The organism is Subtercola sp. RTI3, from assembly GCF_035018625.1.
GTDB lineage: Bacteria > Actinomycetota > Actinomycetes > Actinomycetales > Microbacteriaceae > Subtercola > Subtercola vilae.
The window spans coordinates 13,709-29,615 of sequence record NZ_JASJXO010000050.1; the positions used below are offsets into that span (position 1 = coordinate 13,709).

At 66.1% G+C, this 15,907-nt stretch carries 14 protein-coding genes; 9 read left to right on the top strand and 5 right to left on the bottom strand.

Going from position 1 to position 15,907, the window contains the following annotated elements:
- The first annotated feature begins 117 nt into the window (after positions 1 to 117).
- The 5 genes from QN358_RS15215 (at position 118) to QN358_RS15235 (ending at position 4,928) form a co-directional block, all read left to right on the top strand.
- A complete protein-coding gene (locus tag QN358_RS15215) occupies positions 118 to 852 on the top strand; it encodes a hypothetical protein (RefSeq protein ID WP_323512865.1) in 735 nt (244 codons plus the stop codon).
- Between the two features lie 112 nt (positions 853 to 964).
- A complete protein-coding gene (locus QN358_RS15220) occupies positions 965 to 1,567 on the top strand; it encodes an ATP-dependent Clp protease proteolytic subunit (RefSeq protein ID WP_136643382.1) in 603 nt (200 codons plus the stop codon).
- 30 nt (positions 1,568 to 1,597) lie between these two features.
- Positions 1,598 to 2,278, top strand: a complete 681-nt coding sequence (locus QN358_RS15225; protein ID WP_201799349.1) for an ATP-dependent Clp protease proteolytic subunit — start codon at positions 1,598 to 1,600, stop codon at positions 2,276 to 2,278.
- A 165-nt stretch (positions 2,279 to 2,443) separates the two neighbouring features.
- Positions 2,444 to 3,724 carry an ATP-dependent Clp protease ATP-binding subunit ClpX gene (gene clpX, locus QN358_RS15230; RefSeq protein ID WP_136643374.1) on the top strand — a complete coding sequence of 427 codons (1,281 nt, stop codon included), beginning with the start codon at positions 2,444 to 2,446 and terminating at the stop codon, positions 3,722 to 3,724.
- A gap of 70 nt (positions 3,725 to 3,794) precedes the next feature.
- Positions 3,795 to 4,928 carry a benzoate/H(+) symporter BenE family transporter gene (locus QN358_RS15235; RefSeq protein WP_323512870.1) on the top strand — a complete coding sequence of 378 codons (1,134 nt, stop codon included), beginning with the start codon at positions 3,795 to 3,797 and terminating at the stop codon, positions 4,926 to 4,928.
- Here the strand turns inward: QN358_RS15235 and QN358_RS15240 are convergent.
- The 4 genes from QN358_RS15240 to valS are packed head-to-tail and all read right to left on the bottom strand — an operon-like array spanning position 4,894 to position 9,086.
- On the bottom strand, positions 4,894 to 5,637 hold the full coding sequence (locus tag QN358_RS15240; protein ID WP_323512866.1) for a hypothetical protein: 744 nt from the start codon (positions 5,635 to 5,637) through the stop codon (positions 4,894 to 4,896). The two genes, QN358_RS15235 and QN358_RS15240, sit on opposite strands and share 35 nt — an antisense overlap.
- A gap of 42 nt (positions 5,638 to 5,679) precedes the next feature.
- Positions 5,680 to 5,934 carry a hypothetical protein gene (locus tag QN358_RS15245; protein ID WP_237280505.1) on the bottom strand — a complete coding sequence of 85 codons (255 nt, stop codon included), beginning with the start codon at positions 5,932 to 5,934 and terminating at the stop codon, positions 5,680 to 5,682.
- Positions 5,935 to 5,953: 19 nt separating this feature from the next.
- Positions 5,954 to 6,397 (bottom strand): GNAT family N-acetyltransferase, encoded by a 444-nt coding sequence (locus QN358_RS15250; RefSeq protein ID WP_136643377.1) that lies wholly within the window; start codon positions 6,395 to 6,397, stop codon positions 5,954 to 5,956.
- A gap of 46 nt (positions 6,398 to 6,443) precedes the next feature.
- Complete coding sequence (valS, locus tag QN358_RS15255; protein ID WP_136643378.1) at positions 6,444 to 9,086, bottom strand: valine--tRNA ligase; 2,643 nt, start codon at positions 9,084 to 9,086, stop codon at positions 6,444 to 6,446.
- A gap of 220 nt (positions 9,087 to 9,306) precedes the next feature.
- On the opposite strand from valS, the gene QN358_RS15260 reads away from it, so the two are divergent.
- From QN358_RS15260 to QN358_RS15270, 3 genes are read left to right on the top strand one after another with little or no spacing between them, the layout of a single operon-like run.
- A complete protein-coding gene (locus QN358_RS15260; protein ID WP_323512867.1) occupies positions 9,307 to 10,380 on the top strand; it encodes a hypothetical protein in 1,074 nt (357 codons plus the stop codon).
- A gap of 3 nt (positions 10,381 to 10,383) precedes the next feature.
- Positions 10,384 to 11,079, top strand: a complete 696-nt coding sequence (locus QN358_RS15265; protein WP_136643380.1) for an ABC transporter ATP-binding protein — start codon at positions 10,384 to 10,386, stop codon at positions 11,077 to 11,079.
- The gene (locus QN358_RS15270; RefSeq protein WP_323512868.1) at positions 11,076 to 12,302 is read left to right on the top strand and encodes an ABC transporter permease; all 1,227 of its coding nucleotides are present in this window, start codon (positions 11,076 to 11,078) and stop codon (positions 12,300 to 12,302) included. Before QN358_RS15265 ends, QN358_RS15270 begins: the two co-directional genes overlap by 4 nt.
- Before the next feature lie 67 nt (positions 12,303 to 12,369).
- On the opposite strand, the gene QN358_RS15275 is transcribed toward QN358_RS15270, so the two are convergent.
- A complete protein-coding gene (locus QN358_RS15275; protein WP_323512869.1) occupies positions 12,370 to 14,289 on the bottom strand; it encodes a phosphoenolpyruvate carboxykinase (GTP) in 1,920 nt (639 codons plus the stop codon).
- 120 nt (positions 14,290 to 14,409) lie between these two features.
- On the opposite strand from QN358_RS15275, the gene QN358_RS15280 reads away from it, so the two are divergent.
- Positions 14,410 to 15,852: a helix-turn-helix transcriptional regulator gene (locus QN358_RS15280; RefSeq protein WP_237280507.1), complete on the top strand. Its 1,443-nt coding sequence runs from the start codon at positions 14,410 to 14,412 to the stop codon at positions 15,850 to 15,852.
- The last annotated feature ends 55 nt before the right edge of the window (positions 15,853 to 15,907 follow it).

Sequence of the window (15,907 nt, forward strand, 5' to 3'; positions counted from 1 at the left end):
CCGAGCGTCGAGTGCCGCTTGTACCGCAGAAGGGCCCCACGATCATCCGTGGGGCCCTTTTTCGTACCCGTCTGGTACGTGCGTGAATGAGTAAGTAAACCTCATATAATCATTGTCGTGCGCGATGTAGAAGATATCGGGGCTCCCACCCCGCTGGGCGAGGTGCGCCTGTCGTTTGCGGTTGCTGGGGTCACCCTCGCGAGCACTCCGCTGCGCCAGTTGAAGCACCACCGCGAGATCTATTCCGATTGGCGGTTTGTTGAGAACGTGCGCGTGGAGAGTTACCGGGTGCCGTTGCCGACGACACGATTTGCCTACGATCTCAATGACGTACCGATCGGGGCAGAGGGTTCGTGGGGTATCGTGGCCCGATTTACCGCGCGAGCTGATTCGGGGCCCCTCGAGATGCGTGCCTCCCTCAACCCGACGCCTCCCGATTCGCGACTGGCATCTGGCGAAATGCTCGCGCTCCGCGAGTTTCGCGCAGAGGGGGTGACCGTGGTTGTGGGCGGCGGTGACCTCGATTTCTACCTGCGTTCCTCTGTAGACGGGCGGTTACCGCGGCGGTGGGATGACCCTGACGAAACGACAGCCCACGACGAGATGGGCGTGACCGACTGGATGCTTCAGGGCCTTGCCGGGGCATCGACTCTTCCGGTTGGTGCAGACGGGATCGGTTGGAAGCTACCAGCACTTCGGAGTGACGAGGTCGCCCTCTTGCATGTCGCCATAGCCTGGGGCCGTACGAAAACGTCGGCTGTTGCGGCACGCCTTGCCGTCGACACCACGCCCAGCGAGATCTTGCGGCATTCGACTTTCGCTCGCAACATCGGTGCAACCGGCCGAGCGTGATTCGGCGGATCCGTACCCGGAGTCTGCCCCCAGCGAACAGAGGCATGTGGGCGGGAAGGCTCCAGTACATTCGAAGTACCGCAAGTGAATTGGAGCGACACACATGGCCGATATGGCGATGCCAAACAGCGTTTTCGAACGACTCTTGAAAGACCGGATCATCTGGCTCGGCACCGAAGTTCGTGACGACATGGCGAACGAGATCTGCGCCAAGATTCTTCTTCTTGCAGCAGAAGACCCCAAGCGCGACATCTACCTCTACATCAACTCACCCGGTGGATCGATCACCGCAGGCATGGCCATCTACGACACCATGAAGTTCGTCTCGAACGACATCGTCACGGTGGGCATCGGCATGGCTGCTTCGATGGGGCAGTTCCTGCTCTCCTCCGGCACCAAGGGCAAGCGCTACATCACACCGAACGCCCGCGTTCTGCTGCACCAGCCGTCGGGCGGGTTCGGTGGCACCTCGGCCGACATTCAGACCCAGGCCCTTCTCATCCTCGACATGAAGAAGCGCATGGCTGAGCTCACCGCCGAGCAGACCGGCAAGACCCCCGAGCAGGTCATGATCGACGGTGACCGCGACAACTGGTTCACCGCGCAGGAAGCCCTCGAGTACGGCTTCGTCGACTATGTTCGCGAGTTCTCCTCCGACGTCGCCGGCGGCGGCGGCACCGAGGTCGAAGACTCCGTTCCCTCCGAATCCAACTAGTCGCGACAACCCAAGAACAGAGACGAATCCATGCAAACCCCCACCTTCGGCGGAATGCCGATCGCTTCCCCTTACGGGAACGGCACCACCCCCTCGAACCGGTACATCCTCCCCACCTTCGAAGAGCGCACGGCTTACGGGTACAAGCGCCAAGACCCGTACGCGAAACTGTTCGAAGACCGCATCATCTTTCTCGGTGTTCAGATCGACGATGCCTCGGCCGACGACGTCATGGCTCAGCTGCTCGTTCTCGAGAGCCAAGACCCCGACCGCGACATCGAGATGTACATCAACTCACCCGGTGGCTCGTTCACCGCGATGACGGCCATCTACGACACGATGCAGTACGTCAAGCCGAACATCCAGACCGTGTGCCTCGGGCAGGCTGCTTCGGCCGCCGCCGTGATTCTCGCGGCTGGCACGCCCGGCAAGCGCCTGGCGCTCCCGAACGCGCGTATTCTCATCCACCAGCCCTCCGCCGGTGGGCAGGGCGGCGGCCAGGCGTCAGACATCGAGATCCAGGCGCGCGAGATTCTTCGCATGCGTACCTGGCTCGAAGAGACGCTGGCGTTCCACTCGAACCGCACGCCCGAGCAGGTCAACAAAGACATCGACCGCGACAACATCCTCAGCGCTGCTGACGCGGTGGAGTACGGCCTCATCGACCAGGTTCTCACCTCGCGCAAGAACCTGCCTGCGCTCGTCAAATAGGTAAAGAAGTAACACTTCAGAGAACGGATGCCCGACAGCGGGCATCCGTTCTCTGTCTCTGTGCCGAACTACTGTGACAACTTGTGGCCGTGCCCGGCGCAATGGCCCAGAGCGTCGGTGGCACGGGTTAGGCTGACGTCACAGGTTTTTACGAGGAGGATGAACATGGCACGCATCGGGGAGAGCGCCGACCTGCTCAAGTGTTCGTTCTGCGGTAAGAGCCAGAAGCAGGTTCAGCAACTCATCGCCGGCCCCGGCGTGTACATCTGCGACGAGTGCGTCGAGCTCTGCAACGAGATCATCGAAGAGCGCCTGTCTGAGACCGGCGAAGAGGCGGCCAGCGAGTTCGAGCTGCCGAAGCCCAAAGAGATCTTCGCTTTTCTCGAAGAGTACGTCATCGGCCAGGAGCAGGCCAAGCGCTCGCTCGCCGTCGCCGTGTACAACCACTACAAGCGTGTTCGCTCGCGCAACACTCTCACGTCGGCCGACGCCATGGCCGACGAGGTCGAGATCGCGAAGAGCAACATCCTGCTCATCGGCCCCACGGGCTGCGGCAAGACCTACCTCGCACAGACGCTCGCAAAGCAGCTCAACGTGCCGTTCGCCGTCGCCGATGCCACCGCGCTCACCGAGGCGGGCTACGTCGGCGAAGACGTCGAGAACATTCTTCTGAAACTGTTGCAGGCCGCCGACTTCGATGTGAAGAAGGCCGAGACCGGCATCATCTACATCGACGAGATCGACAAGATCGCGCGCAAGGCCGAGAACCCCTCGATCACGCGTGACGTGTCGGGCGAGGGTGTGCAGCAGGCGCTGCTGAAGATTCTCGAGGGCACGGTCGCCTCGGTTCCGCCGCAGGGCGGGCGCAAGCATCCGCACCAGGAGTTCATTCAGATCGACACGACCAACGTGCTCTTCATCGTCGCGGGTGCATTCGCCGGCCTCGAAGAGATCGTGGCCGAACGTTCGGGCAAGCGCGGCATCGGTTTCAACGCTCCGCTGCACTCCAAGCGTGATGACATCAACCTCTTCAGCGAGGTGCTGCCTGAAGACCTGCACAAGTTCGGCCTCATCCCCGAGTTCATCGGTCGACTGCCCGTGGTCACCACCGTCACCCCTCTCGACCAGGTCGCTCTCATGCAGATCCTCACGGTTCCGCGCAACGCCCTCGTTCGCCAGTACCAGCGCATGTTCGAGCTCGACGGGGTCGAACTCGACTTCGAGAAGAATGCCCTCGAGGCCATCGCCGACCTCGCGGTGCTGCGCAAGACCGGTGCCCGTGGCCTTCGCGCCATCATGGAAGAGGTGCTCGGCCCGATCATGTTCGAGGTGCCCTCGACCGACGAGGTCGCCAAGGTCATCATCACGCGCGATTCGGTGATCTCGAACGCGGCGCCCACCATCGTGCCGCGCGAGGCACCGCGCCGCGTCGAGAAGTCGGCGTAGCGGGTAACAGCTGAGCGAGCATCCGGCGACCCGGCATCGGGGCGGGTTCGCGCAACCGATTTCGGCCGGCATCGTCGCCGGTATCACAGGTTTCGCCAGTTCGTTCGCCCTCGTTCTGGCTGGCCTGCATGCGGTCGGGGCCACGGATGCCCAGGCCTCCTCTGGGCTTCTGACACTGTGTTTCGCGGTCGCGATTCTCTGCATCGTGCTGGCCAGCGTCTTTCGCATGCCCATCTCGTTCGCCTGGTCGACCCCGGGGGCGGCGCTGCTCATCGCTGCGTCAAGCACCACCCACAACTTCTCGGCCGCCGTCGGGGCATTCGTGGTGTGTGGCCTGCTGATCGTGCTGTGCGGGCTCTGGCCAGCGCTCGGGCGGGCCATCACCCGCATACCGAAGTCGCTGGCGAGTGCCATGCTCGCGGGCATCCTGTTTCCCATCTGCCTCGCTCCGGTGCTCGCTGTCGTGCAGATTCCCGCGCTGGCTGTGCCGGTGGTTGTCGTGTGGCTGCTGCTGTTACGGCTCGCGCCGCGCTGGGCTGTTCCGGCGGCGATGGCGGTGGCGGCCATCGGCATCGGCATCACGGCGGGCACCGGATGGCTCACCGCCGCCTCCACCACGCTGGCGCCCGAGCTGAGTTTTGTGCTGCCCACGTTCGACCCGTTCATCATCGTCAGCCTCGGGCTTCCCCTCTTCATTGTGACGATGGCAGGCCAGAACGTGCCCGGCTTCGTGGTGATGTCGACCTTCGGTTACACCGTGCCGCCGCGGCCCGTTCTCGTCGCGTCTGGTGCCGCGACCGCGGTCGGGGCGCTGTTCGGTGGGCACGCAGTGAACCTGGCCGCCATCACCGCTGCCATCATGGCGGGCCCGGATGCCCACCCCGACCGCTCCCGGCGCTGGATCGCGACGTTCACCTCCGGTTTCGTCTACATCGCGTTCGGGCTCGCAGCAGGGGTGGCAGCTGCCCTCATCTCGGCCTCGCCGCCCATTCTCATCACCGCGGTCGGCGGACTGGCGCTGCTCGGCGCGCTGGTCTCGGCGCTCTCGAACGCCATCGACGAGGTCGCCCACCGCATCCCCGCCGCCGCGACGTTCCTGGTCACAGCCTCGGGCATCACCGTCATCGGCATCGGGTCGGCGTTCTGGGGCCTGCTCGCAGGCGGCGCCGTCATGCTCTGGGCTGTGACACCCCGGCGCTCGTAGGCGGGGGCAGCACGGCGGGCAGAACTCCGGGCAGCACGGCGGGTAGCACCGCGGGTGGCCCGGCGACGAGCCCGTCGGGGTGAGCGAAGTGCGACAGCTCGGTGAAGGCGGCACCGACGCGGGCGAAGGTGGCGGCCATCCACCACCACACGAGGGCGCCGAGCGGCAGTGCGCTGGCCACGTGGATGCCCGCCGCCACCCCGACCACGACAACGTACGAGTCACCGCCGGCGTCACTCGAGCCGAGAACACCGAAGGCGAGCATGGCGAGCACGCCTGACAGGGCCGCACCGATCGTGAGCGGCACGGCAGAGATGGCGAGCGACGCCAGCGTGACGGCGATGGGTCGGTGGGTGCCGGCGCGCCGCAGCAGCAGGATGCCGGATACCACACCGAGGGCTGAGATGAAGGCGCCCGCCGCGACGATCACCACGGGTGAGATACCGAACACGGTTGCGGCATCGGCCGGTATGCCGACCGACGGGTCGCTCAAATCGAAAGTCTGCATGCCGTCGAAGAGAAACGTCGCCCCGTAGAAGAAGGCGAGCTGGCCGAGCACGGCAGCGATGAAGTCGCCCCCGAGGGCCACGAGCCCGAGGCTCAGTGCACCCGCACCCAACGCGCCGACGCGCGCCCGGCGGCTCAGCGGATGTCGCCTCTGATGGCTGGCCGGGGAGGCGCCGGTCGCGGGGAGGGTCGAATAAACCATACCGCCAGCTTCAGCCAGATACGAGCAAAAGTCAACTATAAATCAGTCGTCGGTCAGGTCGTCAGACTGCGACACGGTCGCCTCGTCGGTGTCGGGGTCGTAGTCGATGCGGGTGCCGTCGTCGAACTCGACCACGGGGCGCGACTCGAGCCAGGTCAGAGTCCAGTACCACATGGTGGTGTCGACGTTCTGCTCGGCCAGCTCGCCTTCGACGTCGAGAACGGCATCGATGACGGCTTGCGGCAGGCGAGCGGGGGGCTCGTCGCCGCTTGACCAGCGGGTTCCAACAGAGATCATTCGAGGGGCTCCAATAGGGCTAAACGGGCAGGTCGTAGGTGACCCAGGTGGTGCGGTTGGCGACTGTGTCGTAGAGGCGACGGGCGGTTTCGTTCTTCTCGTCGGTGATCCAGCGCACGACGTTCGCGTGACGGGTTGCGGCGAGGGCCTTGATCTCAGCGAGGAGGGCCGACGCGACACCGGCACCCCGGGCATCCGGAGCGACGAAGAGATCGTCGAGGTAGAGCCCCCGACCACCGGCCAGGGGGCGGGCGAACTCGCGGATGTGCGCGAGACCAACCAGCTTGCCGTCGTCTTCGGCTACGAGCGCCTCGGTCTCGTGCGCTGGGTCGGTGAGCCAACTCCACACCAGAACGGCGCGATCGCCCTCGATCGGGGTCTCATAGAACTGGCCGTACGCCACGTAGAGGTCGTACCAGGCAAAGAAATCGCGGTCGGTGATGGGGCGGATTGTCAACGTCATTGTCGGTCACCTTCGGTTGTCGTTGAGCCAGGAGTCGTGCAAATAGTTATCCGACACTATCGCCACCGAGCACGATCTCGCGCACGGCGAGCTCAGCTGCTGGCGCAAAGACGAGGGTCTCGATGCGGCCCACGTCGCGGAGATCCGCTGCGGCGAGCTCGAGCTCGGCGATGATGTCGGGCGGGCCTTCGATGGTGGCCGACGACACGGGGGTCTTCTGCGAGGCCTTGGCGTCGGTCTTCGCGCGGCGGATGGCAACGAGTGCCTGGCCGGCGAGCCCGAGCAGGGTGCCGTGGGCGGGTAGGGTGGGTGCGGCATCCGGAGCGAACGCCGCGCCCTCACCACCCGTCACGCCGGTGGGCCAGGGCGCGCTGTGCACCGAGCCGCCGTCGGGGTGGCTCCACGACCACACCTCTTCGGTGGCGAACGGAATGAACGGCGCCAGCAGGCGCAGCAGCACGTCGACCGCGGCCTGCAGTGCGAGCACGGCCGAAGCCTTGTCTGCCGGGTCGGCCGCCGCGCTGTAGGCGCGCTCCTTGACGAGTTCGAGGTAGTCGTCGCAGAAGGTCCAGAAGAAGGTTTCGGTGACTTCGAGAGCCCTGGCGTGGTCGTAGCTCTCGAATGCCTCGGTGGCGGCCACGATGACCGTATCGAGCTGCGTGAGCATGCTGAGGTCGAGCGGGTGCGTCACGGCGGCCTGCCCGGCGGGCAGCTCGAAGCCGTAGACGAACTTCGCGGCGTTCAGAACCTTGATGGCGAGCCGGCGGCCGATCTTGATCTGGGTGGGGTTCTGGGGGTCGAACGCTGCGTCGGTTCCGAGGCGACTGGATGCCGCCCAGTACCTCACCGCATCAGACCCGTGGGTCTCCAGCACGTCGGCGGGTGTCACGACGTTGCCCTTCGACTTCGACATCTTCTTGCGGTCAGGATCGACGATGAACCCCGACAGCGCAGCATGCTTCCACGGCGTGCGGCCGTCTTCGAGCGCCGAACGCAGCAGCGTGGAGAAGAGCCAGGTGCGAATGATGTCCTGGCCCTGCGGGCGCAGGTCGTAGGGTGCGACGAGGGCCCAGAGTTCGGGGTCGCGCTCCCATCCACCCGCGAGCTGCGGGGTGAGCGAGGAGGTCGCCCAGGTGTCCATCACGTCGAGTTCGCCCACAAAACCACCGGGCGTGTTGCGCTGTGATTCGTCGTAGCCGGGTGCGGCATCCGTCGACGGATCGACAGGCAGCGACGCCTCAGACGCCACGATGGGCTGGTCGAACACGGGGTTGCCGTCGCCGTCGAGCGGGTACCACACGGGAATCGGCACGCCGAAGAAGCGCTGGCGGGAGATGAGCCAGTCGCCGGTGAGGCCGTTGACCCAGTTGTCGTAGCGCACCTTCATGAACGAGGGGTGCCAGTCGACTTCCGCGCCCATGTCGAGCAGGCGCTGGCGCAGAACCTCGTCGCGCGCACCGTTTCTGATGTACCACTGGCGCGTCGAGACGATCTCGAGCGGCTTGTCGCCCTTCTCGAAGAATTTCACCGGGTGGATGATCGGCTTCGGGTCACCGATCATTTCACCTGAGGCGCGGAGGAGATCGACAACCGTCTGCTTGGCCGAGAAGATCGTCTTGCCGGCGATCTCGGCATACGCGGCGAGCCCGCTCTCGCTGGTGATGACATCCGGGGCCTCGCTGATGATGCGCCCGTCGAAGCCGACGATCGCGCGGTTCGGCAGCGACAGGTCACGCCACCAGATCACGTCGGTGAGGTCGCCGAACGTGCAGACCATCGCGATGCCGGCGCCCTTGTCGGGCTGGGCGAGGTGGTGGGCGACGATCGGCACGGAGACGTCGAAGAGGGGGGTGCGCACGGTCGTGCCGAAGAGCGGCTTGAAGCGTTCATCGTCGGGGTGAGCGACGAGCGCCACACAGGCCGCGAGCAGCTCGGGGCGGGTGGTCTCGATGAAGATGTCTGTGCTGTTGAGCGTTCCGTTCGGGTCTTCGGGGTGGAACGCGATGCGGTGGTACGCCCCCGGCACATCTTTGTCTTCGAGCTCGGCCTGCGCGACGGCAGTGCGGAACGTCACATCCCAGAGCGTGGGAGCCTGCGCCTGGTATGCCTCGCCGCGCTCGACGTTACGGATGAATGCCAGCTGGCTGGCGCGCATCGACGAGTCGGCGATGGTGCGGTAGGTCTGGGTCCAGTCGACGCTGAGCCCGAGCCGGTGCCAGAGCGCTTCGAACTGCTTCTCGTCTTCGACGGTCAGGCGCTCGCAGAGTTCGATGAAGTTGCGGCGGGAGATGGGCTTCTGGTCGGCCGCCTTGCCGCTCTTGTTGTCGCCGCCCTCGTAGGGCGGCACGAATGACGCCTCGTACGGCAGCGTCGGGTCGCAGCGCACACCGTAGTAGTTCTGAACACGGCGCTCGGTGGGCAGACCGTTGTCATCCCACCCGATGGGGTAGAACACGCTCTTGCCGCGCATACGCTGAAAACGGGCGACCACATCGGTGTGGGTGTACGAGAAGACGTGCCCGATGTGCAGCGAGCCCGAGGCGGTGGGCGGCGGGGTGTCGATGGAGTAGATGTTCTCGCGTGAGGCGAGCGCGCGGTCGAAGCGGTAGGTGCCGCGTTCGCTCCACAGCTCATCCCACTTGCCTTCGAGGCCTTCGAGCGCGGGTTTTTCGGGAACGTTCGCGGTCATGGTGGCCCTCCAGGCGCTATAGGCGGCACCGAGTCAGTGAGGTGCCTTTTGTGAACTGACCCCACTGTACCCGGCGGGTGACGGGATGCCCGAACTCACGGGTTCGAAACAGCGCCCTGTCGTTGCATGTGAATATACTCATGGTGTCAGGCGGGGGCTCCAGGGCTTGGGGGCGTCCTGCAGATCGCTCGCACTGCCGGGCCGACACGAAGGTGCCACCGTGGGTATTGTTCGCAAATGGGTTTTTCCGATCATCCGGTTGGCCGTCGTGGCAGCCATCGCCGTTGCACTCTGCAAGCTGGCATTCTTTCCCGATAGTCAGGCCATCGCCGACCCGGCGGTACCGACCGGCCAGTTGACCGAACCGAAATCAGTGGTGACCACGGGCACGGTCTCGAACGATGTGACGCTGAAAGCGACCATCAGCGCCGACCCCGCGACACCGATCAGGGCGACGGCCATCGGCGTGGTCGACGAGGTCTCCGTGGCCGTCGGCGCGACTGTGTCGCCCGGCGACACGATCTTCGACATCAAGGTCGAGACGGCGCGCGACCCGCTCGAAACGGCGGGGCCCGACGGCTCGACCATCTCCACACCGCGAAAGCCCCTGATCACCTACGTTGCGGTGAAGGCACCGAGTGCGGGCATCGTGAGCGCACTGCCCGTGCTGGCGGGGCAGTCGATGGCCATCGGCGACATCGCCGGGCAGATCGCACCGCCCACCTTCTCGGTGACGGGTTCGCTGAACGCGGCTGACCAGTACCGGTTGGTGAGCCAGCCCACCGAGGCGACGGTCGCCATCACGGGCGGGCCGGCGCCGTTCACCTGCACCGGGCTGAGCATCGTCACCCCGCTGGCCGGGGCAGACTCGAGCGGGTCTGGGTCTGGCGGGGGCTCGGCGCCGGGCGGAACCAGTGGTGGCAGCAGCGGCGGCGGCTCGGGCAACACCCTCCGCTGCAGTGTTCCCGTCGACGTGCGCGTCTTCTCCGGCCTCGCGGCCGACGTCACCATCGCGGCAGGCAAAGCCGAGAACGTTCTGGTCATCCCGACCACAGCCGTCGAGGGCACCGCGGTCAACGGCAACGTATGGTTCGTGCTACCCGACGGAACGACCGAGCAGCGGCCGGTCATCCTGGGCCTGACCGACGGCACGCAGGTGCAGGTCGTCTCGGGACTCGCTGCGGGCGACACCGTTCTGCAGTTCGTTCCCGGCGCCGCGGCCCCGACCGACGGCTGCGGGGGCGCGCCGAACTGCTTCAGTGTCGGCGGCTCCGGCGCTGCGATCGCGGGTTGAGCCGTGGCGCTTCTTGAGCTCAGGGGTGTGGGCAGAACCGTCTCCCGAGTGGATGATCGGCCCCTCGTGATTCTGAACGGAGTCGACCTCGTGGTCGACGTGGGCGACCGCCTGTCGATCGTCGGGCGCTCGGGCTCGGGCAAGTCGACCCTGCTCAACCTGCTCGGCCTGCTCGACTCACCCACCGAGGGTGAGATCTTCTTCGACGACGCACCGACCCGGCAGTTCTCTGCTCGCCAGCGCGACGTCACGAGGGGTCGGGATGTGGGATTCATCTTTCAGCAGTTCAACCTGCTGCAGGGGCGCACGGCGCTCGAGAATGTGATGACACCACTGCTCTACGACACAGGGTCTGCGTTCTGGCGCCGGCGGTCCATCGCGACCGCCATGCTCGAACGGGTCGGGCTCGGGCATCGGCTGGCGTCGACTCCCGACCGGCTCTCGGGCGGTGAGCAGCAGCGCGTGGCTATTGCGCGCGCCCTCGTGCGGGGGCCGCGCCTGATTCTCGCCGATGAGCCGACGGGTGCGCTCGACATTGAGACGGGCGAGTCGGTGATGGCCCTGCTCGACGAAATCGCCACGGCGTCGAGTGCGGCGCTGGTGACGATCACGCACGACCCGGCGATCGCGGCACTCGCGACGAGGCGCTTTCGGCTGGAACGCGGGGTGCTGGTGCCGTGGGCGGAGGTGCTCTTGTGAAAGGTCTTCTGACTGCCTTCGTCGGCAGCGTGATCGAGGCGTGGGCCGAACTGCGCATCCACCGCACGCGGGTGCTGCTCTCGCTGATCGGCGTTGCTGTGGCGGTCTGTGCGCTGACCAGTGTGGTGGCGCTCGGCAACATCGCGCAGCAGGCGACCATCGAAACCAGTGAGCGTTCGAGCGGGCGGCCGGCGACCCTCTACGTGTCGGCGTACACGGCTGATGGGTCGACGCCCTCGGCCGCCGTCATGGACAAGACGTGGAACGAGGCGCTCGTTCGCTACGGCGTGCGGTACGCCAGCCGGGTGAATCAGCAGCAGCTGAGCATCCAGTTCATCGACGGCGTCAGCGTGGTGAACGCGATGCTCGTCGACCAGCCCTACGGCACCATGCACCGGGTCACCGTCTCGAAGGGCTCGTGGTTCGGCGAGGCTGACGCGCAGCGGCTCGCGCCCGCGCTGATCGTGAACGACATCTTCTACGCCCGGCTCGGCTCACCCGATCTCAGCACGCACCCCACGGTCACGCTGGCCGGGTCGAAGCCGGTCACGGCGGTTCTCGTCGGGGTCACCGCGTCGCAGAGCTGGGAGACCCAGCCCAGCATGATGATGCTGAACGACGCCTATACACAGCTGGCCGACAAGCTGACGACGGATGCGTCGTACCCCTCTTACCCGTCGTACGAGATGTGGGTACCGCCCGCGCTCTCGGCAGACCTGACGACACGGCTGACGGCAGACTTCAGCGCCTCGCTCGGCGAGGGCGCCACCGCCCAGGTGAACCGGCAAGACTATGCCGCGAACGGCGACGACCCGTTTCTGCCGATCAAACTCGTCATCAGCGGGGTGGCGGTGCTGGTGCTGCTGCTCGGCGCGCTCGGGCTGGTGAACATTTCGCTCGTGACGGTGCGGCAGCGCATCCAGGAGATCGGTATCAGGCGGAGCTTCGGGGCGACCGCCCGGCGGGTGTTCTTCGCGGTGATGATGGAGAGCGTGGTGGCAACGGTCGCCGCCGGTGTGGCGGGGGTGATGCTGTCGATTCTCATCGTGAAGAGCCCGTGGGTCGAGGGCGCCATCGCCCAAGGGGTTTCCGATGTGCCGCCTTTTCCCGTCGAGGCCGCTGTGCTCGGGTTGGCTGCGGCAGTGGTGGTCGGCGCGATTGCCGGGCTGTTGCCGGCCGTCGTCGCGGTTCGTGTGAAGGTGATCGACGCCATTCGATACTGACCTCCGGCGCGACTGAGCCGCGGTGCCAGATCTCGCACCGCGGCTCAGTACAGATGGGTGGGCCCGCCTACGACAGGAGCTTGGCGAGCCCCCCGCGCAACCGCGTCAGCTCGTCGGTGAGGGCGGCGGGCATCCGGTCGCTGCCGAGAGAGGCGAAGTAGCGTTCGGTTTCATCGGCTTCGATGACCCACCCCTCGGCGTCGAGGCCCAGCAGTGTGTCGAGCTGGTCGCGGGTGAGGCCGAGGCCGTCGACGTTCAGCTCGTGCGCCAGCGGCAGCCCGCCGATGGGGGTTTGGCGAGCGGCGACATCGCCTTCGAGGCGCCGGATGATCCACTCGACCACGCGCGCATTCTCGGCGAAGCCGGGCCAGAGGTACGAGCCGCCGGCGTCTTTGCGAAACCAGTTGACCTGAAAGATGGCCGGCGCGTCAGAGCCCAGCGTTTCGCCCATGTCGAGCCAGTGCTGAAAGTAGTCGGCCATGTTGTAGCCGACGAAGGGCAGCATCGCGAACGGGTCGTGGCGCAGACGCCCGACGGCGCCGACAGCGGCCGCCGTGGTCTCTGAGGCCATGGTGGCGCCCACGAACACGCCGTGGGCCCAGTTCTTGGCCTGGGCTACCAGCGGCACCGTGCTCGGGCGGCGGCCACCGAAGAGGATGGCGTCGATCACGACGCCCTCAGGGTCTTCCCATTCAGCCGCGATCGAGGGGCACTGGTCGGCCGCAACGGTGAAGCGGGCGTTGGGGTGGGCGGCCGGGGTGGGGGAGTCGGGCGTCCAGTCGTTGCCCTGCCAATCGATGAGGTGAGCGGGGGCCGTTTCGGTGAGACCCTCCCACCACACATCGCCGTCGTCACGGAGGGCGACGTTGGTGAAGATGGTGTTTCCCCACATGGTGTCGACCGCCGTTTTGTTGGTGGCAAGGCCGGTGCCAGGTGCCACGCCGAAGAAGCCACGTTCGGGGTTGATGGCTCGGAGTCTGCCGTCAGGGCCGGGCCGCATCCAGGCGATGTCGTCGCCGATCGTCTCGACCTTCCAGCCGGGAATGGTGGGCTTCAGCATGGCGAGGTTCGTCTTTCCGCACGCCGAGGGGAAGGCGGCGGCGAGGTGGTAGACCTTCTGCTCGGGTGAGGTGACCTTGACGAGCAGCATGTGCTCGGCCATCCATCCCTCACCGCGGGCCATCACCGAGGCGATGCGGAGCGCGAAGCACTTCTTGCCGAGCAGAGCGTTTCCGCCGTAACCCGAGCCGAATGACCAGATCTCGCGGGTCTCGGGGAAATGCGCGATGTACTTCAGCGGGTTGTGCGGCCAAGCGACGTCGGGGATGACCGTCACACTGCCATCGGCGGCGGTCGCGACGAGCGGAGCCCCCACGCTGTGCAGCGCCGGCACCCACTCGGTGGTGCTGGTGATGGTGTCGAGAACGGCCGTGCCGATGCGGGTCATGAGGGCCATGCTCGCCACAACGTACGGCGAATCGGTGATCTGGATCCCCACCTGAGACAGAGCGCCTCCCACCGGGCCCATCGAGAACGGTACGACGTACATCGTGCGCCCCCGCATGCTGCCGGCGAACAGTGCGCTGAGTTCGGCCTTCATCTCGGCCGGCGCCCGCCAGTTGTTGGTGGGGCCGGCGTCGATCTGCTCGGTCGAGCAGATGAAGGTGCGGTCTTCGACCCGGGCTACATCGGCGGCGTCGCTGCGCGCCAGAAAACTGTTCGGGCGCCATTCGGGGTTCAACCTGATGAGGGTGCCCTGGCTGACCATGAGTTTGGTGAGGTCATCCCATTCCTTGGTCGAGCCGTCGCACCAGAGCACGGCGTCGGGTTCGGTGAGCGCGCTGATCTCGGCGACCCAGTCGGTCACGCTCGGCGACTGTGCACGAGGTGTGGTGATGGGGGCTGTGGTCGGGGCGGTTTCGACGACGTGCAGCGCGGCGCGGCGCGTCCACGACAGGTCGGCCGGTGTGGATTCGAGGATGCTCATGGCGGCTCCTAAGGGTATGAGAAAAAGTATTTTGTGGCTGTTCCTCCACTTTCCCCGCTATTTGGGCTACATTCTAGAAATCGATCGTGAAAGATCGGCTGTTCTTTACAGGAGGCAAAGTTGCCCACCAAAATCGACTTGATCACCCTCGGTCGCCGCATCCGGCACTTCAGAAAGCTTGCCGGGCTCACGCTCGACCAACTCGGCGAGCGCACCGGAGTCGTCGGCAGCCAGCTGTCGCTCATCGAGAACGGTCGCCGCGAACCCAAGTTCTCTCTTCTGCAGTCGCTCGCTGCCGAGCTCGGTGTCACCCTCGCCGAGCTTCTCTCCGAAGAGGCTCCGGATGCCCGCACTGCGCTCGAGATCGAACTCGCTCGCGCACAGAACGGAACCCTGTACGCCTCACTCGGGCTGCCGACAGTGCCAGCGAGCCGCAACCTGCCCCAGGAGACGCTCGAGTCGCTGGTGGGCCTGCACCGTGAGCTGTTGCGCCGGGCCACCGAGTCGATTGCGACGCCCGAAGAGGCCCGGCGTGCCAACACCGAGCTGCGCGACACCATGCGGCAGAACAACAATCACCTGCCCGACCTCGAGAAGATCGTCGAGCAGACGCTCGCACGCGTGGGGCACACGGGTGGAGCGCTCAGCCACCGAACGGTGAGCCTGCTCGCCGAAGACCTGGGCTTTCGCCTCATCCACGTGAACGATCTGCCGCACTCCGCCCGGTCGGTCACCGATCTGGCGAGCGGGCGCATCTACCTGCCGCCGGCCTCGATTCCGGGCGGCCACGGCCTGCGATCGATGGCCCTGCAGGCGATGGCCCACCGTGTGCTCGGCCATCAGCCGCCCGAGAACTATGCCGAGTTCCTGCAGCAGCGCCTCGAGATCAACTACTTCGCTGCCGCCTCGCTCATGCCGCAGACCGCAGCGGTGAAGTTCTTGTCGGCAGCAAAAGCGCGCCGCGACCTATCAGTCGAAGATTTTCGCGACGCATTCGGTGTCACCCACGAGGCGGCTGCGCTCCGGATGACCAACCTCGCCACCTCGCATCTGGGCATCAACGTGCATTTCCTCCGCCTCACCGATGACGGAGCCATCCAGAAGGCCTACGAGAACGATGCCCTGCCGTTACCGCACGACGTGACCGGAGCCGTCGAAGGGCAGTTCGTCTGCCGCAACTGGGCCGCACGCGTCGCCCTCAGCCGCACCAACCGGTCGACGGAGTTCTACCAGTACACCGACACTCCCGCCGGCACCTTCTGGTGCGCAACCCAGACGGGCACGACGTCGGCGGGGGAGTTCTCGATCAGCTTCGGCACCTCGTTCGCCGATGCGAAGTGGTTTCGGGGCCGGGACACGTCGAAGCGGGCCGTCTCGCGCTGCCCCGACGAGTCGTGCTGCAAACGCCCGCCGAGCGAGCTCGTCGAACGCTGGTCGAACAGCGCCTGGCCGAGCGCGCGCCTGCACGCGCATGTGCTCTCGCCTCTGCCCTCCGGCAAGTTTCCCGGCGTCGACGACCGCGAGGTCTTCGAGTTCCTCGAATCCCACGCCACCTCCGCCTAGCCCCGGTCGGGGCGGGGCGGGGCGAGGAGGCAGGAGCTGTCTCTTATACACATCT

Bases quoted from the DNA above. Each gene is read 5' to 3' on its own strand.
- QN358_RS15250 (WP_136643377.1), bottom strand. From the start codon at position 6,397: ATGACGTTGACAATCCGCCCCATCACCGACCGCGATTTCTTTGCCTGG.
- QN358_RS15220 (WP_136643382.1), top strand. From the start codon at position 965: ATGGCGATGCCAAACAGCGTTTTCGAACGACTCTTGAAAGACCGGATC.
- QN358_RS15275 (WP_323512869.1), bottom strand. From the start codon at position 14,289: ATGAGCATCCTCGAATCCACACCGGCCGACCTGTCGTGGACGCGCCGC.
- clpX (WP_136643374.1), top strand. From the start codon at position 2,444: ATGGCACGCATCGGGGAGAGCGCCGACCTGCTCAAGTGTTCGTTCTGC.
- QN358_RS15240 (WP_323512866.1), bottom strand. From the start codon at position 5,637: ATGGTTTATTCGACCCTCCCCGCGACCGGCGCCTCCCCGGCCAGCCAT.
- QN358_RS15245 (WP_237280505.1), bottom strand. From the start codon at position 5,934: ATGATCTCTGTTGGAACCCGCTGGTCAAGCGGCGACGAGCCCCCCGCT.
- QN358_RS15225 (WP_201799349.1), top strand. From the start codon at position 1,598: ATGCAAACCCCCACCTTCGGCGGAATGCCGATCGCTTCCCCTTACGGG.
- valS (WP_136643378.1), bottom strand. From the start codon at position 9,086: ATGACCGCGAACGTTCCCGAAAAACCCGCGCTCGAAGGCCTCGAAGGC.